The 20,047-nt window shown below is 42.3% G+C and carries 26 protein-coding genes; 4 read left to right on the top strand and 22 right to left on the bottom strand.

The features are described 5' to 3' along the window. Position 1: 1 nt before the first annotated feature. The 20 genes from EP13_RS05680 to EP13_RS05575 all read right to left on the bottom strand — a co-directional run bounded on the left by EP13_RS05680 (position 2) and on the right by EP13_RS05575 (position 13,609). On the bottom strand, positions 2-490 hold the full coding sequence (locus EP13_RS05680) for a GNAT family N-acetyltransferase (protein ID WP_044056452.1): 489 nt from the start codon (positions 488-490) through the stop codon (positions 2-4). A gap of 552 nt (positions 491-1,042) precedes the next feature. After that, a complete protein-coding gene (locus EP13_RS05675) occupies positions 1,043-1,306 on the bottom strand; it encodes a hypothetical protein (protein ID WP_044056451.1) in 264 nt (87 codons plus the stop codon). A gap of 130 nt (positions 1,307-1,436) precedes the next feature. Beyond that, positions 1,437-1,754 (bottom strand): ribonuclease E inhibitor RraB, encoded by a 318-nt coding sequence (locus EP13_RS05670; RefSeq protein ID WP_044056450.1) that lies wholly within the window; start codon positions 1,752-1,754, stop codon positions 1,437-1,439. Between the two features lie 129 nt (positions 1,755-1,883). Further along, on the bottom strand, positions 1,884-2,225 hold the full coding sequence (locus EP13_RS05665; RefSeq protein ID WP_044056449.1) for a hypothetical protein: 342 nt from the start codon (positions 2,223-2,225) through the stop codon (positions 1,884-1,886). A 620-nt stretch (positions 2,226-2,845) separates the two neighbouring features. Then, positions 2,846-3,169, bottom strand: coding sequence for a low molecular weight protein tyrosine phosphatase family protein (locus tag EP13_RS05655; protein ID WP_044056447.1), 324 nt, complete (start codon positions 3,167-3,169; stop codon positions 2,846-2,848). Between the two features lie 610 nt (positions 3,170-3,779). Then, positions 3,780-4,079: a hypothetical protein gene (locus tag EP13_RS05645; protein WP_044056444.1), complete on the bottom strand. Its 300-nt coding sequence runs from the start codon at positions 4,077-4,079 to the stop codon at positions 3,780-3,782. A gap of 444 nt (positions 4,080-4,523) precedes the next feature. Beyond that, positions 4,524-5,099, bottom strand: coding sequence for a DUF2971 domain-containing protein (locus tag EP13_RS05640; RefSeq protein WP_052364296.1), 576 nt, complete (start codon positions 5,097-5,099; stop codon positions 4,524-4,526). 127 nt (positions 5,100-5,226) lie between these two features. After that, positions 5,227-5,538, bottom strand: a complete 312-nt coding sequence (locus tag EP13_RS05635) for a hypothetical protein (RefSeq protein WP_044056443.1) — start codon at positions 5,536-5,538, stop codon at positions 5,227-5,229. 116 nt (positions 5,539-5,654) lie between these two features. Continuing rightward, a complete protein-coding gene (locus tag EP13_RS05630) occupies positions 5,655-6,110 on the bottom strand; it encodes a hypothetical protein (protein ID WP_044056442.1) in 456 nt (151 codons plus the stop codon). Between the two features lie 629 nt (positions 6,111-6,739). After that, positions 6,740-7,090, bottom strand: a complete 351-nt coding sequence (locus tag EP13_RS05625) for a hypothetical protein (protein ID WP_044056441.1) — start codon at positions 7,088-7,090, stop codon at positions 6,740-6,742. 125 nt (positions 7,091-7,215) lie between these two features. Beyond that, positions 7,216-7,587, bottom strand: a complete 372-nt coding sequence (locus tag EP13_RS05620) for a hypothetical protein (protein WP_044056440.1) — start codon at positions 7,585-7,587, stop codon at positions 7,216-7,218. 124 nt (positions 7,588-7,711) lie between these two features. Further along, positions 7,712-8,254, bottom strand: a complete 543-nt coding sequence (locus EP13_RS18865; protein ID WP_052364295.1) for a DUF6624 domain-containing protein — start codon at positions 8,252-8,254, stop codon at positions 7,712-7,714. Between the two features lie 132 nt (positions 8,255-8,386). Further along, positions 8,387-8,899, bottom strand: a complete 513-nt coding sequence (locus EP13_RS05610; protein WP_044056438.1) for a hypothetical protein — start codon at positions 8,897-8,899, stop codon at positions 8,387-8,389. Positions 8,900-9,270: 371 nt separating this feature from the next. Next, positions 9,271-9,663, bottom strand: coding sequence for a hypothetical protein (locus tag EP13_RS05605; protein WP_044056437.1), 393 nt, complete (start codon positions 9,661-9,663; stop codon positions 9,271-9,273). A 167-nt stretch (positions 9,664-9,830) separates the two neighbouring features. Beyond that, positions 9,831-10,064: a DUF6429 family protein gene (locus tag EP13_RS05600; RefSeq protein WP_044056436.1), complete on the bottom strand. Its 234-nt coding sequence runs from the start codon at positions 10,062-10,064 to the stop codon at positions 9,831-9,833. A 128-nt stretch (positions 10,065-10,192) separates the two neighbouring features. Next, entirely contained in the window at positions 10,193-10,603 is a 411-nt protein-coding gene (locus tag EP13_RS05595; protein WP_044056435.1) for a hypothetical protein, read from the bottom strand. A 555-nt stretch (positions 10,604-11,158) separates the two neighbouring features. Next, entirely contained in the window at positions 11,159-11,650 is a 492-nt protein-coding gene (locus EP13_RS05590; protein WP_044056434.1) for a hypothetical protein, read from the bottom strand. Between the two features lie 130 nt (positions 11,651-11,780). After that, the gene (locus tag EP13_RS05585) at positions 11,781-12,521 is read right to left on the bottom strand and encodes a hypothetical protein (RefSeq protein ID WP_044056433.1); all 741 of its coding nucleotides are present in this window, start codon (positions 12,519-12,521) and stop codon (positions 11,781-11,783) included. 141 nt (positions 12,522-12,662) lie between these two features. Then, positions 12,663-12,941, bottom strand: a complete 279-nt coding sequence (locus EP13_RS05580) for a hypothetical protein (protein ID WP_156026730.1) — start codon at positions 12,939-12,941, stop codon at positions 12,663-12,665. A 125-nt stretch (positions 12,942-13,066) separates the two neighbouring features. Continuing rightward, positions 13,067-13,609 (bottom strand): DinB family protein, encoded by a 543-nt coding sequence (locus EP13_RS05575; protein ID WP_044056431.1) that lies wholly within the window; start codon positions 13,607-13,609, stop codon positions 13,067-13,069. A gap of 458 nt (positions 13,610-14,067) precedes the next feature. Here EP13_RS05575 and EP13_RS05570 point away from each other — a divergent pair, with 458 nt between their 5' ends. Further along, a complete protein-coding gene (locus tag EP13_RS05570; RefSeq protein ID WP_231497927.1) occupies positions 14,068-15,135 on the top strand; it encodes a flavin reductase family protein in 1,068 nt (355 codons plus the stop codon). Beyond that, on the top strand, positions 15,132-16,280 hold the full coding sequence (locus tag EP13_RS05565) for a fatty acid desaturase family protein (protein ID WP_081869447.1): 1,149 nt from the start codon (positions 15,132-15,134) through the stop codon (positions 16,278-16,280). The genes EP13_RS05570 and EP13_RS05565 overlap by 4 nt, the downstream gene beginning before the upstream one ends. On the opposite strand, the gene EP13_RS05560 is transcribed toward EP13_RS05565, so the two are convergent. After that, positions 16,258-16,695 (bottom strand): DUF2177 family protein, encoded by a 438-nt coding sequence (locus EP13_RS05560; protein WP_044056429.1) that lies wholly within the window; start codon positions 16,693-16,695, stop codon positions 16,258-16,260. The two genes, EP13_RS05565 and EP13_RS05560, sit on opposite strands and share 23 nt — an antisense overlap. A gap of 122 nt (positions 16,696-16,817) precedes the next feature. On the opposite strand from EP13_RS05560, the gene EP13_RS05555 reads away from it, so the two are divergent. Then, on the top strand, positions 16,818-17,465 hold the full coding sequence (locus tag EP13_RS05555) for a peroxiredoxin-like family protein (protein WP_044056428.1): 648 nt from the start codon (positions 16,818-16,820) through the stop codon (positions 17,463-17,465). Between the two features lie 74 nt (positions 17,466-17,539). On the opposite strand, the gene EP13_RS05550 is transcribed toward EP13_RS05555, so the two are convergent. Next, a complete protein-coding gene (locus EP13_RS05550) occupies positions 17,540-18,748 on the bottom strand; it encodes an endonuclease/exonuclease/phosphatase family protein (protein WP_044056427.1) in 1,209 nt (402 codons plus the stop codon). Positions 18,749-18,947: 199 nt separating this feature from the next. Here EP13_RS05550 and EP13_RS05545 point away from each other — a divergent pair, with 199 nt between their 5' ends. Then, positions 18,948-19,994, top strand: coding sequence for a PLP-dependent cysteine synthase family protein (locus EP13_RS05545; protein WP_044056426.1), 1,047 nt, complete (start codon positions 18,948-18,950; stop codon positions 19,992-19,994). Positions 19,995-20,047 lie beyond the last annotated feature (53 nt).

The following is a 20,047-nucleotide window of genomic DNA, read 5'->3' as shown; positions in this document are numbered from 1 at the left end:
GTTATGCCACTGCGCGTAGATATTTAAAACCATGAAATGATTTTCCCAGATGCTTGAAACCATTTGGTATACATAAATCTAAATGAAATCCATTGTTTAACAAAACTTTTTCTGAAGCTGGATTGTTGTTGATTACAAAAGCGGAAAGACAATTTAGGCCGAGTTCTTTGGCAATGCTGACAATATGTTTGACGCATGCAGTGCCAATACCTTTGCCTGTTGCGCTTTTTCCAACGCGATAACCGATTTCTGCGCTTCCTTTGGACTGAATGTTCTTAATGTTGGCCCGGGCAAGGACAACGCCATTTTCGAGAAGAACGAATGACTCTCCCGAAAGGTTCTGAAGATCTACTATGTGTTTTTGAACACCAGAAAGAGAATAAAAGCTTTCACTCCTTGGTTCGATAAAAGACTCAAAGTGCTTTCGGTTTTCTAACTCGAACGCCAGCAATTTACTTGCGTGAGATTCATTTAATGATTCGAAGAGCATAGATATCCAAGGGCATAACTTTAAGCTAAGGGGCGCTAGCATGTGGGCTAAAATCCGAACGAAGTGAGTCAGCCCACATGTTAGCGTCCCAGCGACCGGAGGGAGTGGCTTGAGCGTTTTGTTAGGCGTACAACTGAAAGTACGCAGCTTTGCTGCCACCACTAACCAATTAGCCAGCTTGTTTAAATTATTGAATTTAAGATAAAACAACCCTGTGCGAAAAGCCAGATGTTAACGGCATTGCTGGATAAAAGAGCGAGTTTAGAAAGCTGGTGATGTTGAATGTTGGCGTTGCGATGTTGATGAAAAGCGCGTTGCTAAAGCCGTTGAAACAACCGAAAAAAGTAAGCCGTAAAGACAGCCTAGAGAAATAACCTTGATGGCGGAATGTCACAACTGAACCAACATTTTAATGCTGTAAGTAAATGACGCCTAACTTTTAAATAAGGGGCGCAGGCATGTGGGCTAAAATCCGAACGAAGTGAGCAGCCCACATGTTTGCGTCCCAGCCCGCGCAGCGGGCGAACTTAATTTTTTTGTTATAAGCCATTGTTAATGATTACCATCCGAGCCAGCGTTACTACTATCTCTAGGGCCACCACCAAACTCAGAATGCGGCTTGATTGGGCGATCTTGGCTTTTGTGAAATTGCCAAAGAGCAATTGCAGCTATATAAGGAATTAGCCAAGCGAGAAAGATTTGAGCAACTTTTTGTACGTTATCTAAATCATCTCGTTTCGCCAAGAAAACTGATATGGCTATGCTTAGTGCAAAGTAAATTGCTAATGCAGCATACGTGATAAAAAGAGAGTCCATCTCATAATTTCCTTTGGCTTATAACTTTTAAATAAGGGGCGCAGGCACGTAGGGCATAATGGCGAAGCCGCCCTGTGTGTATGCGTCCCAGCGAACGAAGTGAGTGACTTAATTTTTTTGTTATGTGCCATTAGCTAAAAACACCCCAAGATTCGCAAACGCCGCCATACTCGGCCATGAGAGTGGTAACATTTTCCTGAGTATCTATTACCAACTCATAAGAGAGAATTTGGTGGATGTTAAATAAGACATAACCGCTATATTCCTCGTCAGGCTCGTAAATTTCAACTGCACCAGCAAATTCTTTTAGCTTTGAAATTGCATCCGGATGAGGAGGCCAAGAGACAAAGTCGATATTGAAATCTATCGTTGTTGGCTTAGAAAAATCGAATCCAGATTCATCGAGACTTCTTAAAACGTCACCATCTGTATCATCTGGAAAATTCAATATAACCTCCTTGGCACATAACTTTTAAATAAGGGGCGCAGGCATGTGGGGCATAATGGCTAAGCCGCCCCGCGTGTATGCGTCCCAGCGAACGCAGTGAGTGACTTAATTTTTTTGTTATATGCCATTCTATAAACAACGCCCCGTACTAGAGATTGAATGTTTGATGACAGCATTGTCTTGGATTTCTGTTGTAGCCACTAAAACCCAATCTTTGCAGGGGATACCATTGCCTTCTATGTTTTCTAATTTAGAAGAAATATTTCCCGATAACAAATTTACGAATGCTTCTGAATCTATTTCTTTTAGTTTATTTAAAGCTTCTTCTTGCGGAGTACCAGTAGGAATAATTTTATATAGTTCACTTTTCCAAAACACTAATCGTTCTTCTACGCGTGTTTCCTTTGCGCAAGAGGCCAAAGCTAGCAAACTAATTAAAAACAGCTGAAACTTAAAATTTTTCACTGGCATATAACACTAAACTAAGGGGCAATTACTTGTTGGCGAAAATGGCGCAGCCGCCAACGAGTAATTGTCCCAGCGAACGAAGTGAGCGTGCTTGAGTGCTTTGTTATGTGCCATTGCTCACCCTCCAATAAGTGAACCAGAATGTATATGCTACGCAAACTGAAAAGTAAATATACATCAAGGTGATTGTTAACCCAAAACCACTAATTGAAAAAAACAGAAGAGCTGGTATTGCACTTATTGGCAACAAATAAACTAGTCTGAATTTATTGCTACGCTGTAAAAAAATAACAAGCGGTAACCCAAAAACTAACGTCAAAACCTGTGCGACTACCCAACCAGGTATAGCTGCAAGCATACTGTAATATATTGACTGACCAAGATTAAATAGAGAATTGACTACATCATGTATAACGAGCGGTATAAATAGCGCTGGGACAATTGCAATAGGTGCGGTAATGCTTGCGATTATTAGCTTTCTTGTTTTATCGCTGAATGTTCTCATGGCACATAACTTTTAAATAAGGGGCGCATACGCGTGGGCTATAATGCGAAGCAGCCCACGTGTATGCGTCCCAGCGAACGCAGTGAGTGACTTAATTTTTTTGTTATGTGCGTGCCAATTACAACCGCACAAACTTTGGAACCTTACTTTTTAAAAGGCGAACGAGTTCGGGCTGCATGCGCTCGTAATTGTCTGGTATGTCTAAGCAAGCCAATTTTTTACCATTAAGTAAATCTCTGTACTTTTTGGCGACCTTGTTTCTGTGAGACTTTTCCATAACTAAGATGGCGTCAGCCCATTCAATAAGGTCGCCTGAAAGCGGTGTTTCGGCATCTGCATTTGTGCCGCACCCGATTGCGTTGATTCCTTCATATTCACAAAAGACTTCTTCACCGGTTGGGCTACGCAAACGATTTTCTGAACAAACAAATAATAGGTTCATGTTTCCTTAAGTACATAACTTTTTAATAACGGGCGCAGGCGCGAAGGGCATAATGGCGAAGCCGCCCTGCGTGTATGCGTCCCAGCGAACGAAGTGAGTGAGTTTATTGAGTTGTTATATGCGTTGTTCATTTAAACCACTCGTCTTTGTGGGAGCTGATGGCGATTTCGTTAACCTCCGGAAGCTCGCTTAACTTTAAGCCACATGAGTTACACGAGACAGCCCACATTCCTGATTTTGAATAAAAACTACCCTTGAATATGATGTTTAACAAGGAATAAAAGCGCTTATTGCAACGTGGGCAGGTTGATAACGACAATCGAAGTAATAAAAAGAGAAAAAGATAGATGAATAGTGGGGCAATAAAACCCAACGGCGGAAACAAGAAGCCAAGAAAGATCCCTATTGATACTAAATAAAAGCATGGCCAACGAGCAGCATGTACGTTGTCAGAACGAAGCTTAATTTTTCTTAGGCCAGCAAAATATTCTTCCATGAGTTAAATACCAATTAGCATATAACACCGCCATAAGCGGTGAGTAGCAGTTGGCTAAAATGTGAAGCGAAGCGGAACCGAGCCAACTGTTACGAATCCGACTTAATGGCCTTGTTATGTAGCGTTAGTTCGATTATTTTCGAGATATGAAATTACTTCCGATGCTTCCTTTAAACTTACACCAGAAAATTGTCGATAAATTTTAATAGCTTTAACTCTTTCTCCGCTATCAAGCGCAGAAAGCACTTCTTTAGGTGTGTTTTTATAAGGTTTAAAATCTACACCTAAATGATCGATAATTGCATCAACTTTATTCTCAAGATGTTTTGAAGGGTAATTAATATTTGAGGTAAAAAATCTTCCGATCACAATACCCAATATTAAAGCACCTATTACAATAAAATCACTTTCCATGTTGAATTCTCCGAGTTACATAACTTTTGAATAAGGTGCGCAGGCACGTAGGGCATAATGGCGAAGCCGCCCTGCGTGTTAGCGTCCCAGCCCGCGCAGCGGGCGAACTTGATTTTTTTGTTATGTGCTGACGTAACTTAATAGTTACCTAGGTATTACGAAAAAGAAAGAAAAAACTAATAAAAGCAATACACTTACAGAGCTACCAATAATCTTGCTACTCGAATGCGATTTACCTTTCGCCAGCAGAGCCTTTCTAACAAAAACATGGCCTACAAATACTGAGACTACGGCAATTAGGCTTATAGTAAGTACAAGATTGGTGAGTGAGTTAAGTGTTTCTTCCATATCTAAAATCCTTTTTACGACCAAAGCACATAACGCCTCAATAACCGGCGCAGCTTTGCTGCGTCCGACGCCGCAGGCGTGAAGTTAATTGATTTGTTATACGATCGTTTGAACATTTGCTTCGCTAACCAAAATACGAGCATTTATCTTAGCTACTAATTTCTTCACTAAACTTTTTGTTCGAGTGTCCATTTTCGATCCAAGTACAACTTCCTCGATTGTTACACTAGCGTATTGACCGTCTGAAACGAATACCCGCTCTTCCTCTTCGTAAGCCCAAGGTTCTAACTTACAGGTCAAAACATTCTTTGCTGTTTCATGGCCGCCAAACCTTGTCGCATGCTTAACATATGAAAGCCCTTCGTATGTTACGGGTCTTACTTCATATTTTTTATTAACTTCTATTCCTAGAACTACACCTCTATGACTATCAGCGTAATGTGACCACATCAGAGTGCTGTCAGCACGTCTAGAAAGTGAACATATTCTGAGCTTTCCCTTTTCGCCTTTTATTTTCTCAACCATCTCCTCGTTTATAGCCCCTTCGTCATATGTATATAGCCCCTCCATTGGATCGTTGAGATCATAATAAGGTGCTGCATATATCCGATTGTTGAGGATTATGTCTACAAAGTTTTTGAAATTAGCTAATGATCTATATTTGTAAAGCATGACTATGGTTTCGTATAACTTTTAAATAAGGGGCGCAGGCACGTAGGGCATAATGGCGAAGCCGCCCTGCGTGTTTGCGTCCCAGTCCGCGCAGCGGGCGAGCTTAATTTTTTTGTTATAAGACATGTTACTTAAAACCCTGAATAGTGCCATTGGTACCAACAATTAGGCATACGCTACCATAATATAAGCAATCATCTTTTATGAATGGTCGAGAGCCATAAGTATCCAGTGGAACAATATTATTAACTTCGTTGACGCTTTTACCTATGAGCTGCGCATTTGTTAGAACGAACAGTTGCTCCGATATTTTAGTTTGGGTTTCTAGGCTTGCTTCCATGTAAGTTAAAGAGACACCGTTATCCAAACTCTGATAAAACCAAAACACGTTGGTTAGCAGGAGTAATATTGAAAGGATACTGATAACAACCTTGTTCACTGAGTTTCCTTTGTCTTATAACTTCCAAATATGGGGCGCAAACACGTGTGCAATAATGGCGAAGCAGCCCACGTGTATGCGTCCCAGCGAACGAAGTGAGTGACTTAATTTTTTTGTTAGAAGCCTGCACGCCGTTGTTCCCTACGAGGATCGTGTGGGTTTACATTACCACCAAATGTTTGTTTATACACCTTGCCTAAGTCTGAAGTGACTTCCAACGTTAAAATGTAAGGTGAGCCTAGAGCTGAACGTCGATAGTGATACTGCTTTTGATATTGCTCATTAAAACTAAAGGTAACATTGGCTGACCTAAGCCATGATGAGGGAATTTTATGAGAATTCAGCATTTCAATAAGCAATTTGCGCATGCTTTTAGAAATTGGATCGAGGCTATTTTCAACACAGTTAGATTCTACTTCTAACAGATTGATTGAGACAGAAGAGATGTTTTCTTGCTCTGCAAGTAAGCATAGTTGTCCCATAGCCCAGTAGCCAAGATGATCGTTATTGCGGTTATTTAGCATATGAGCAAAGTTTCTTACAATTCCCTTGAACTCTGAACGACGAGCCATGATTCTCCTTGGCTTCTAACACCCGCATAACGGGCAAAAATGCGTAGGCTACAATACCAAGCGAAGCGCAGGGAGCCTACGTGTTGTTGTCCCTAGCGAGCCCAGCGAGTGTTAATGCGTTTGTTATAAGCCCTATTAAATACAATCTAATTGCACGTAGCAACCGGTAACTAAAGCAAAAAAAGGCCATAGAAAACAATTAATAAATGCTAATAAAGCAGAAATCACATGACGTGTATTGGGACTATTTTTTCGAGTAAGCCACGTTAAAAAATGACATACGATAATTGGAACTACAAATACTATTACGCTGAAGCTTATGAGGGCTATTTGCTTTGTTTCTCGCGCGTACGTTGATGATGAGGAAAAATATGAGTAGAGAAACCCCAAAAGCAACCCTACTAACGACAAAACGAAGGCCGCTCTGTTTCCGTACCGATTGATTACATAGTAATGAAGTTCAACCCATAAAAATGTACAAACAAATACACTTATAAATAATATTGCCAAGCTCAAATTCCCTGTGGCTTATAACACCCACATAAGGGGCAGTAACACGTGGGCTAAAATCCGAGCGAAGCGACAGAGCCCACGTGTTACTGTCCCAGCGAAGCGACTTAATGTGTTTGTTATATGCGCTCTATTTTAAACCTCTGTTTTATCTTTATTTTTGTAGTTCCAACTTGCTTAAAAGTTAAGCCACATTTTTGAATTTTTTCCATAGGCCATGGTTGCATAAGACAGTGACGAAACTGATCAAAGTCTTTTTGAAAATCAGATTCACTTGGAAGGTCAAGGCCTAATTGAGCAGCTCGAACCCAAACACACTCAAAAAAAGATACTAAACAAAACTCGTAAGGAAACCCATCAAAATGCGCGAGAGTGCCATTCGTTACTTCTTTGAAAGAATCACACTCTTGTGCGACTTCGTTCAAGATTTTACCTAGGAAAACTCTATACAATTCATCTATATGATTCATGGCTTCTCAAAAAGCATATAACGCCCAACTTAGGGGCAATAACACGTAGGCTAAAATTGGAGCGGAGCGACTGAGCCTACGTGTTATTGTCCCAGTGAGCGCCAGCGCACGACTACAGTTGTTTGTTATAACTCGTTGTTACCATTGCCGCGGTCTTTGTCTATTTTATCTACTTTAACACTAAGCTCATCTATGGATAGTTGAATTTTACGTAACACCGGATTTGAATGGGCATGGTTTCTTATTTCTTCTTCGCGAAATCCAAGCTTGGAATCCAAATAACCAAGAATCAATGAGCAAACTACAAATAGAGTTAGAATTAAAGGGACTGCTAACAGAGGACGGTTCACAACAAACTGGCTAACAGGGTTGTCTTCGAGGGAGTTAATGAATACAAATATGATAAGTAAGAACTGAATATAACCAATATACATTTTTGAACGGTCTATATAGACCTTCCAACGAATTAAAGTCTGTTTATTGAATCTCTGTTTCAAAAAACTCTCCTAGAGTTATAACTTTAAGCTAAGGGGCGCAGATACGTGGGGCATAATGGCGAAGCCGCCCCGCGTATAGGCGTCCCAGCGACCGAAGGGAGTGGCTTGAGCGTGTTGTTAAGTCTCACTTACGACCACACATTCTCTCTGATGCCATATTCCAATAGGCTTGGGCTGTAGTCATTTTCATTTCACGCCTTCTATTATCAATATCTTCAATGTCCTGAATAGGAAATGGTGTGAAATCAGTGCCATCACATTTGCCTTGAGTTCCGTAAAGCTGTGGGCGATGAGTCCTATCATAAAGATATGCGTAGTTAGCAGGATCAATCTTTCCTTCTAACGCTAAAGGGCGCATGATTTTAAGCATTCTGTCCTGAAACTCTTTGTCGTAGTCGGCATGTTGAACAATTATCCATGCAGCCTGCGAAGCATCTTTTCCGACCATATCGACAGTGGGCCAGCCAAATTCAGTAACAATTTCTTCGATTCTATTAGCTTGCTCTACGCGAAGTTTTTCGAAATCCCTATCAGTTTTACCGTGTAATGTACTTTGATCCAGTTCCATCATCTGATTTAGCTCTTGACGCAGACTGAAGTAATCATCTTTAGCAAAAGAAAAGTTACTTGTTAGGCATAAAAAGACAATGAGATATAAATTTTTCATATTACTCCTCCGTGAGACTTAACTTCCAAATATGGGGCGCAAACACGTGTGCAATAATGGCGAAGCCGCGCACGTGTTTGCGTCCCAGCGAGCGGCAGCGAGTGACATAATTTGTTTGTTATAAGCCACTGTTTAAATAGCCTTGCGCATTTTATCTATTAACTCAAGGCATGCCTGATAAAGCAAGATTTCCATGTCCTCATTATGGTAAAGAGGTCCCCAGCGGAATAGTCCTTTGAGGCTAAATTGCTTTGCAATGAATTCGCGCCATGTCACAGATTTAGAAACACTGAAGGTTTTAACTGTCTTGCCGTGTTTAATATTATATAGGCGCGAAACCAACTTGATTTTTGGGCGCCAAAATATTGGTATGCCAGACGTTCCAAGGTTTACGGTGAAAGCCTCGCCACCATGCAGCGTAACTATAACGACATCCAAGGCAATGTCAGATTTCTTGGGCTCAGTAATGTTGGAAATACTATGGAGGCAAAAGATCTCTTCGAGTTTTTTGCGCATATGATCCTGTAGTGAATTTCCAGTTATAGAAAAGAACGACTCTATTTTAGATAGGTTGCTGTCATTAACTACAGCCAATGAACCCAAGTATACATTTGGCTTTTCAGAGCTGAACCAATCGAAGAGCAAATTCAAATTCCTTTTGGCTTATAACTTTTAAATAAGGGGCGCAGACGCGTGGGCTATAATGCGAAGCAGCCCACGTGTATGCGTCCCAGCGAACGAAGTGAGTGACTTAATTTTTTTGTTAGGTGCGTGTACTTTTAACCCGCTCAATTTTGTAGCCTGAAAATATTGGAAGGACAAAACCATACACACTTGCACAACAGAACAAAATGAAACTGATATTGCTAAGAATGACACTGTACTCCGCAATGCTCTGTAGAAGCACGATAACTATTGCTGGAAAAAGAGTACAACAAAAATATAAAGCAACGCGAACGACCTTGCCACTACGAGAACCTCTTGCCCGCGGAGCGGGTTGCGACTTGAGCGTTTCGTTATGTCCGTTTCTCAAAACCATCCTTGAACTTTTTGAATTGGTATTCATTGATCGCGATAAGTATAGAAGCATAAGCAATTAAGATGATCACTGCACCTACAATTTGTTGATTTGTAGACCACTCAAAATATTGCATAACCCTAAATGAGATAAACATTACAAGCACACCGCGAAAAAGTTTCCAGATGTGATATTTTTCTTTTTTATACTCTTTAAATAGAGAACGCAAAGCATAATCTGACTCTTGCGTTTTGGCTTGAATAGGTGAGGAAGGATGCTTTGCAATTGCGTCTAAGAGCCGTGAATACTTTTCAGGATATTTATCTTTATCCAGGGCCTCTTTAATTTCTTGAAGTTCTTCCAAGTTGTATTTAGAGAAATCGGGTTCCATCTCTTCTCCTAGGACATAACTTTAAGCTAAGGGGCGCAGATACGTGGGGCATAATGGCGAAGCCGCCCCGCGTGTATGCGTCCCAGCGAACGCAGTGAGTGCGTTTATTGGCTTGTTAGTTGCCACGCTAATACATCCTAGAGTAACAGCTAAAATGCGCACAACGCTCACTCACTTTTGACGAATAACTTTTTGAAAAGTTCTTCTGATTTGGCAAGACCTTCTTCAGTTAAAACAACAGACTTAGATTTGCCAACAGGATCGTGAATATATCCTTTTTCATAAAGCCGATCGGTGATACTCCAATCTATTTGTTTCCAAGCCCTACCAAACTTGTCATGAAGAGTAAGGTAAAACAGAGCAAGTGCCGCTTCATCGATTTTATCTTCATCTATTTCCACTGCTGTCTCCATTTTCATATGGCTACTACCCCCCCCAATAAGGGGCAATAATACGTGGGCTAATATACGGAACGAAGTGACGGGAGCCCACGTGTTATTGTCCCGCTTACTTGGTTTGTTAGGTGCGACTAAATATCAACCTTAGACATGCTAAATGTCCCGAGGTCTTTTGACCAACCTAAGCCAAACGAAAAATAACTACCAGATATAGTATTGCCATTCAGTTCTCCTGCTAATTGAGCATAGGAATCGCATCTATTATTTCTACCTAAAAGTATTTTGTTGCCATCAAATCTATATGAAAGTTGGTTAGTGAAAGGAAAAGTTTCAGCTTCCATTGCGTTAAACTCTAGCACCTTCACTTGAAACCATTTGCCATCTAAACACGCATTAGCTGGAGTTTTAGTAAGATTAATAACAGCATTAGAGGTAAGTTGACCACTATTATCATAGATATTCAAACGCCAAAAATTCTGGGGATCATCGCTTGCACAAAGGTGACTAGTAAAAAGAAGTAGAGAAAACAAAAGTCTTATCATTGTTACCTTTAGCACCTAACATTAAGCTAAGCGGCGCAGTTACGTGGGGCATAATGGCGAAGCCGCCCCGCGTAAATGCGTCCGAGCGACCGAAGGGAGTGGTCTTAAGCGCCTTGTTATAAGCAGAGCCAGTTCCTTTGGTCTTTTTAAAAACTGTTGAAGGCAGCATACGATTGATTGTTAACACAAACAAGCAAAACGACTGTGCACAAATGTTTTTGATATTTGACTGAAGCAAGCCGCCATTTGAGATACCAAGTGCAATGGTGCTTGATGGATGAAAATGAGAACTTGGCGGTAAAGCGCCTATTGCGCAACCTTTGAATTTAAAGCGGCGAAGTTAAAACCACCGAAAGCCAGGGCGATATTGGGAACAACAGGTGAGGGCGGTTGAACTGATATTTGTATTAAGCCAAGCGCAGTTTAGGCTGACGCATTCTAACACCCACATAAGGGGCAGTAACGCGAGGGCTAAAATCCGAGCGAAGCGACAGAGCCCACGTGTTACTGTCCCAGCGAGCCTGCGAGCGGCTTAATGTGTTTGTTATACGGCATTCACAGGGATGGCGCGTATGCATTTAATACAAAAAACACAAATAAACCAAGTACTATAAAAATCACATTTCTTGCTGAAGACCTAATTAAATTTGCAGGCTCAGACTGCAATTCATCTACATATGTTAATGGATAAATAATCGTCAACAAAATACCTAGCCCAAAAAATGAGATTCCTAGACAGAAAAAGTAAATTATTTTCCAATGACGAATAAACTTTCTCGTATCTACGTCACGCAATAAGCGGCTACCCTCTATATTATCGCTTTTGACATATGCAGCAGCTCCAAGAAAAGACAGCGTCCATAAATCTAATAAGGATTGTGGAAGTGTAATTCTAAATATTCCAAGAACCTCGTTGATGACAAAGCGATAATACTCAACTACGTTGGCAAATACGCCTGACAAACCTATATCAAAGACCTGTTGGCAAAAACTGATTAAGCTAAGAGTACTTACTACAATTGTAAGAAACTTAGAAAGCTGGTTCATAAGGTTGAGTTAACCATGTCGTATAACGCCCCACTAAGGGGCGATAATACATGGGCTAAAATTAGGAACGAAGTGACGCAGCCCATGTGTTAGCGTCCCAGCGAGCAAAGCGAGAGCCTTGAGTGGTTTGTTAGCCGCTTTTTTCCTCGATATTTATCCATTGACCTATATAGTTCTGAGACTCCCAATAAATTGCAGCGCCACTTGGGTAACCCAATTTGTGCTCTTTTAGTGTTTCTGATTGCGACTCAAAAAGTGTGAACCGGTAAGATGCTATAGCTGTTACTTTTGGGTTATTAGTGATCACCGAAATCTCCATTGAGTAATCACCGGGTAGCCAGCAGAAGTGCTTTTCAAACATATCTAGAAATGGCTTTATCGCTGAATCGCTGGCAATTGCAAAAAACTTCTCTCCTTTTTCTTCTATTATTCTAGCGATCTCGTTTTTTAAATTGATTTCAGACTGTTGATACAACTTTTCGTCTTCGCGCTCAGCGAAATTAAAAAATTGTAGCGTATGTGACCATTCTTCTAGTGGATTAAGTTCAAAGCCTGTGAACAAAACCCATTGATTTTCACTAGGCTTTACAATGTAATTTTGGGCTGGAAAAGACATAACTTCTTTCCCATCTCGTTTTATACAGCACTGAATACCTTTGATTCGAATGGTACCTCGACCGGCATTTCTGATAATTAAATGGCATTGTAAATTAGGACTACCAATTTTATGGTTTATAAATATCCGTTGATATGCCTCCAGTTCAAGTTTAGGACGACGTATTAAAATATGTATTGGCGGCAACTGAGATAGCACTAGAGCAATCAGTGCTATAAATGCTGACCAAAACTTCCAATCGGTTAAATATTCCATGAACTTTCTCGTATGTATCCTTGAAGTGGCTAACTTTTAAATAAGGGGCGCAGGCATGTGGGGCATAATGGCGAAGCCGCCCCGTATGTATGCGTCCCAGCGAACGGAGTGAGTGACTTAATTTTTTTGTTAGGTGCCATGCTAGGGAATACCTATATCCCACAATTGTTGTTCACTTAAAAGCAAAAGGCCTAGTGTTTCGGAGTATCGAATGCCTAAACAGGTACTCGTAGAGATTAGCCACCCTTTTTCCTTCAGTTCAAAAACAACAACGCTATCTTTGCCATGAAAATCCTTCCAGCAATTCAACCGATAAATAGTGCTACCAAGAGCACATTCTTTGTTGGTGAAAAGCAAGTCGTCATCTTCAGTAGCAATATATTGTTCGCGAAGCTTTTCTAAAAAAGAGACTGGATTCATAACTGTCCACTTGGCACATAACACCCCACTAAGGGGCGATAATACATGGGCTAAAATTAGGAACGAAGTGACGCAGCCCATGTATTGGCGTCCCAGCGAGCAGCGCGAGCGCCTTTAGTGGCTTGTTATGCCCTTTGCGCGTTGGATATTTTAACCAGCAAATCCGTGACGCCTAAATCTACACTAAGTTGTGACAACAGTGTAGACACCTGTCCACGATGATGAGTTTGATGATTAAAGAAATGCAGCAGTAGATGTGCGAAGCATTTTGAATACGAGACGCCTCTCATATTTTGATAGTTTAGGTTACTTGCTAAAATGCCCTCGGAAAGCTGATTAACAAAATTCAAGATTGTGTTGTCCAGACTTACCCTTTCTTGTTTAAGCAGGGCGAGTTCTGAGAACAGAAGTGAGTCTAGTTTTTCAGGTTTAGGCTTCGATGCTAACGAATCTAATGCAGTAAAAGTTTTAGAATGAGTGGCAAAACGTTTAAGCCAAATTATATCTGCCACCAAGATATGATTGAGTGTACCAATGATAGAACCAAAGAAAGCCCCTCTATCCTTGGCAAGTTCCTCTGAGCTTAAATTCGACGCAGCAGAATAGATAGATGCGTTCATCCATTTATTGTATTCAGCCATTAATATGAAATTGCTTTTCGAAGACATTCGTTTTCCAAGAGGGCATAACAACTTAGTGTGCGGAAAAATTCCTGTATGCAAAACGGCATATTTCCGTATATCACACAACAATGATGTTAACTTTTGCACGAAAAAGCAGAAGGTTCAATATCCTATAAATGAATGCTCGCGAACACTTTCTTAAATACGGAATTTTTCTTTTTTATTATAAAGCGTAACGAATGTAACTTAATGCCCGCGCTCCCCGCCTCGCAACGGTTAAAACGTTCCTTACCCATTAATAAAAGCTAAGCGCCTCTACCGTCTGGAGAAATGCGCCCCTTTTCCTTATCGCCTCCCCTAAGTTGTACGACTTTTTCTTCTATCCACTTGACGGGAGAAAAATTAAGCTTACACTTGTGCGCTGAATGAGCGTACACTTGTACGCTTAAACTAATTTACCTTTTTATTATTAAAAAGTTTGGTTCGAAACATTTATAGGTGTGATGTCTCCGTTGAAACTATTACTCGATAATTTGGCGCATCGCTTTCTCCATCACGGTTCATGGAGGGGATACTGGGAAGTGCTTATGCAGCAATTTAGGCCTGCGTGGCGAGATGGCTATTTCAGAGCACAAATTGAAGCGGTCAGAAACCTAAGATCTGACATGCTGGAAGTTATTCTAAAACCCGAGAAAGCGTGGCCTAGTCATATTGCAGGGCAACATGTTGCGCTAACCATTGAAGTGAATGGTAGGCTAACTACCCGTGTATTTACCGTCGCTTGCGGTGCAAGCTTTCACCGCAAAACGAAAAAAATTCGGCTTATCACCAAGGTGAGTAACGAAGGCGCACTTACCCCCTATCTTTCCTCAGCTAAGCCTACTACTTGGGTGAATATTTCAGCCCCTAAGGGCAACTTCACATTACCTAATACCGGTAAACCCGTACTTATGGTTGCCGGTGGCTCTGGCATAACGCCGTTTATCGCCATGCTTGAAGACGCCATTGAAAATAAACAATTAAGCAGCGCGCCTGTCCACCTGCTTTATTTTGCCAAACCTAACGAACACGTATTGCTCGGCCAATTATCAGCGCTTCAAAAACGGGACAATCGCTTTACCTATGCATTGCTCACTCGGCAACAAGATGGTCAGGTTGAGGCTCATCTTTCGCACTTTGCTCATGCTCACTGGTTGGTGTGCGGCCCTCATGCCATGTACGAACAGGTACAGAAAGTCGCGAAACTGGCAGAGGCCCCCTTACTCAGCGAACATTTTGCTGCCCTGCCCACTGTGACCACAGGCAGTCTGAGCGAAAAAGAAACCTTTTCTTTAGTTCACAACGGACAACCCTTAGCGGTAAACAATCAAGAAACCCTGCTTTCACAACTTCAACAAGCCAAACAGCCTGTAACGTATGGCTGCGGTATGGGCATTTGTCATCAGTGCCAGTGTGTGAAAAAGCGTGGTGTAGTGCGCGATACCCGCACTGGCGAGCTTTCCGATAGCGCCGAGCAACTCATTCAGCTGTGTGTATCGCAGGCCGTAACCGATTTGGAGATTCAACTATGAACACTCGCGTCTCAATAAACACGGAGACATTGCAAGAAGCGTCTAGTCAAAGTGACGCGCAATTACATCAAGCAACCATCCCTTCGCCTAGCGTAAGTAAACCCGACTACAACAAGCTAGAAGCCCAGCTTGATGCAATTAAGTCGGAAGTGAAGGGCAAAATTGGCGCTGAAGATGCTGCCTATATTCGACGTATTATTCTCATTCAGCGTATTTGTGAATGGAGTGGCCGTATATTAATAATGCTGGGGTTCATACAGCCGCTACTGTGGGTCGTTGGCGTACTCAGTTTAGCCACAGCAAAAATACTGGATAACATGGAAATTGGCCACAACGTGATGCACGGTCAATACGACTGGATGAACGACAAACATATCAACTCAAAGGGCTACGAGTGGGATATAGCCTGTGATGGGGCAAGCTGGAATCGGGTGCACAACTACGAGCATCACACCTACACCAATATTATTGGTAAAGATAGAGACTTTGGCTACGGCTTGCTTCGCTTGTCCAACGATTTTAGATGGCGAGTAAAAAACGTATGGCAGTTCGCCACCTATATTGTGCTAAGTGTATTGTTTCAGTGGGGGGTGTCGTATCACGAAATGGCCGCAGAGCGCGTGTTCTTTGGTAAGAAAAAAGATAATCGTAAAAACCAAGTTACGCACAGCGAACTCAAAAAACGCTTTTTCAGTAAAGGTGCGCGCCAGCTGGTAAAAGATTATGTACTCTTCCCTTTGCTGGCTGGCCCGCTGTTTTTGTGGGTGTTGTCGGGCAATCTTATTGCCAATTTGCTGCGCAATCTATGGACTTCAACCATCATCTTTTGTGGTCACTTTACCGGCGATGTAGAAACCTTTAAAGAAGAGGACTGCAAAAACGAAACTCGTGGTCAGTGGTACTATCGTCAAGCGCTGGGCTCCTCAAATATTCAGGGGGGTAATTTATTTCACGTTCTGACAGGGCATTTAAGCTTTCAGATAGAACACCATTTATTTCCCGATATTCCCGCCAAACGATATAGGGAAATGGCCCCTAAAGTACAAGCCGTATTTAAAGAGCACGGCATGCACTACAACACGGGCGGTTTTTGGAAGCAGTATGCAAGCGTATTAAAACGCATTATTCGCTACTCTTTTCCTTAAAGGCCTGAAACCCTAACCAGCCAGCCATAGCGCTTGCGCTGGTTAGGCAGGTTCCCCACGCCCAATCAATGGTCATAATAAACAAGGTAAAGCCTTCAATAATGCTGTACGCCGTTAGGTTATAAGCGCCATAACTTGCTAAACCTAAAAGTGCCCCATCAATACCTGCGTAAAGTAGTGATTTGTCTCGGTTAGCTACAACCGCCAACACGAACACCACGCCCCCGTACATTAAGTAAAAGACAAGCCAAGGCCAGGTAATAAATTGGCTTCTAAGCAAAGGGGCCATTTCGCTCTGATACCAACTGTCGGCAATAACGCCAAGCCACAAGAAATCGAGTACGGCAAAGCACACAAAGATGGCGATTAAAGCCCCCAATATGCTTTGTATATAACGTACAATATTTTTAATCATGCTATTTGCCTCAAACGTGAATACTCCCTTTCTCTGTAACGTGAGGTACCGATTTAGCGCTAATGCTCACTAAAGCGGAAGTAATGATCCTCACACACGAACTCAGGAGCAATTAAAAAACAATGACATCTCTAAAAGCACAAACGCAAGCAAAAGTTGAAGCAGGCAGAAAGAATAACCCTGACTTTATGGCTGGCGTCGACAAAGAAATAGCTAACTCGAAAGCGTTACAGCAAGGTGAGTCAGCATTAAAGGTAGGCGAAAAAGCGCCGCTGTTTACCCTGCCTTCGCCAGCGGATGATAAGGTGTCACTGAGCGACTGCTTAAGCAAAGGCCCAGTGGTACTCACCTTTTATCGCGGAAGTTGGTGCCCTTATTGCAATTTACAATTGAATGCCCTTAAACAGCGCATGAACGAGATTACCGCTTTGGGTGCAACGCTGATTGCTATTAGCCCAGAACGGCCAGATGGCACGCTCAGCAAAGAAGAGATGAGCACCTTACCTTTCACTGTATTGTCTGACCAAGGCGCTGATGTTGCTGCTAGTTATGGCGTAGCTTGGCAGGTTCCCGACTTTCTTCTTGAACACATGCGCGTTGATCGCGGTCTCGACTTGCAAGAAATTAATAATGGTAACGCCACCATTTTGCCTATACCTGCCACTTTCATTTTAAATAAAAGTGGCGAAATTATCTGGCGATACGTTGACGTGGATTACCGTACCCGTTCAGAGCCTGATGATATCATTAAGGCATTAAAAGCGCTGTAGATAGGCGGCCAGAAATAGGTGCGCATCTTCACCCTGTGAAAAATTGAAGAAGATGCGCAGGTTAAAGCGATATACTATTCGTTGTGATCTTCGCTTTCTAACACCTCAAGCGTCACCCATACCATCCTGTGATCTGAACTGGCGTTTCTATCTTTCACCAGCCGGTAAAGTGGGCTATCACTTGGTGGCCAAAATACGCCTGCGTCTTGCACGTTAAACCCATAAGTGGATGGCAATACATAATCAGCCCTTGCCCCCCAATAAGCTGTAAATCGACGGCTATAATCTTGTTCAGATAATGCAGCGCCGCCTTCACTGGTGGGGATTAGTCTATTATTCACATAGGGGCTTTCTGTTAGCTGTTCTATTACATCGGGTCGGTGTTTATCGCCAATATCAGCGGCGTTAAAGTCTCCCACCAGTACAAAGCGCGTGTTCTTTGGCAACGACGCCTTGTGCCCAGCGTCATCGTAGATGTAGCTGCCCGTACCCGGCGTTAAGTAATCTGCCATTAAACGAATTTCGTCGTGATTTCTCTTGCCGTTTCTATCTTCTTCCCCATCAAAGTTGGGCGGCGTGGGATGCATTGCAAGCACATGAACCAAGCTGCCATTCACCTTCACAGGTACATCCCAATGAGACTTTGAACTTAACCTCAACGACGTCCACTCTTCCTCGCTGTACCAAGGTTCGCCATTTTCAATACTGCCATCTTCAGCAGGTAAAACGGGAATTTGCGCATTGGGCATATGGTGCCACTTGAACATCTGGAAGGTTCGAATTTGCTCGTATTCAATAGGGTATTTAGAAAGAATTGCCATCCCGTATTGGCCTGGGTAAAGCCCATATCCGTATGCATCACCACCGAACTTCTCTGCCTTACCGTTGTTGTCTAAATCAAACTCAGTGGGCACACCAGTATTAACAGCGGCCACATAGGTGTATGGATAATCTACAGCCCCTTGGCCTGCCTGCGGCACATTGAGAAAATGCTTAACAAAAGCATCTATGCCTTTAGATTTGTCGGCAATATAGTCAAACTCGTTGAGCAACAGGATATCTGGGTTGACCCGTTGAATTATCTCCGCAATATTACGCACCTGCAGGTTATCTTTCGATGACAACACCTGCGCTAACACTTTATCACTCGGTGCCATGCCCAGCGACGTGTAGTTTGTAGACTCCATACTTACATTGAAGGTAGCCACTTTGAGTGTTTGGGCTAGGGTGGTAAAAGAGGCAACGAACGACGCTAAACTCAAGCCAATAATTAGGGTTTTCATGTCACTGTTCTGCAAAGCTAAAAATTAAAAATCCACCATAGCAAGTATTTGATGGGTTTGCCTGCTTCAGGTCGCAAGGTTTGCGTAAATAGTCCCGAAAATCGCCGTGATAAGCAGCTTGCTTTTTTTGTAATTTTTGAAAAAAGACGCAGGAATACTGATATTCTATAACCTCGTTTTTCTCGTTGGATTCATTGTCATGGTGTCGTGGACTTCACAAGCAATAAGTAAAATAAACGCCGATTATCAACGCTCAGCAGATACGCATTTAATTAAACTAGACAGAGTGAAAATACCTGGCGTCGATCTTTACCTCAAAGATGAGAGCACCCACCCTACAGGTAGCTTAAAACATAGGCTGGCACGCTCGTTATTTTTGTATGCACTGTGCAATGGCAAAATCAAACAAGATACCATCATTGTAGAGGCTTCGTCGGGCAGTACCGCAGTTTCAGAGGCCTACTTCGCGCGTATGATTGGCGTTCCTTTCATTGCTGTTATGCCCCGCTCAACGGCGCAAAGTAAAATCTCTCTCATTGAACAATTCGGTGGACAATGCCATTTCGTCGACTGCTCCACCCAAATGCATGACGAAGCCATTTCCATCGCGCGTGCTAAAAATGGGTATTTTATGGACCAATTTATGTACGCCGAGCGAGCCACCGATTGGCGAGGCAACAATAATATTGCCGAAAGCATATTTGACCAGATGCGTGCTGAGCCCCACCCTATCCCCCATGCGGTTGTTATGGGCGCTGGCACAGGGGGCACCTCAGCCACCATTGGTCGCTATATTCGCTATAAAGGTTTACCCACTACGTTAACTGTTGTCGACCCCGAGCACTCTGTGTTTTTTCAAAGCTATACGCAAAACGACCTTACCATTACCGCAGACAGAGGCAGTAAAATAGAAGGGATTGGTCGTCCAAAGGTAGAAGCGTCTTTTCAAGCAGATGTGATTGACCACATGATAAAAGTCCCTGATGCCGCGAGTGTCGCTGCGATGAAATGGTTGGCGACAAAAATAGGTATAAAAGCTGGGCCATCCACGGGTACAAACTTGTGGGGCGCATTAAACATTGCAAAACGCATGAGTGAAGAAGGCCAAACCGGTTCGGTGGTAACCTTAATGTGTGATAGCGGCGCGCGATATCAAGATACCTATTATAACAACGGGTGGGTAGAAAAAGAGATTGGTGATATTGCGCATTATGCTGCGCAATTAGATGAGTATCACCTGACTTAATTTCTACCCTATTGGCAGACTTTATTTTGCCCTTTAAATGTTTTAGCATAATG

Source organism: Alteromonas australica, assembly GCF_000730385.1.
Lineage (GTDB): Bacteria > Pseudomonadota > Gammaproteobacteria > Enterobacterales > Alteromonadaceae > Alteromonas > Alteromonas australica.
Note: the sequence above shows the minus strand (reverse complement) of the source record. Positions and strands in the feature narration are given on the sequence as shown.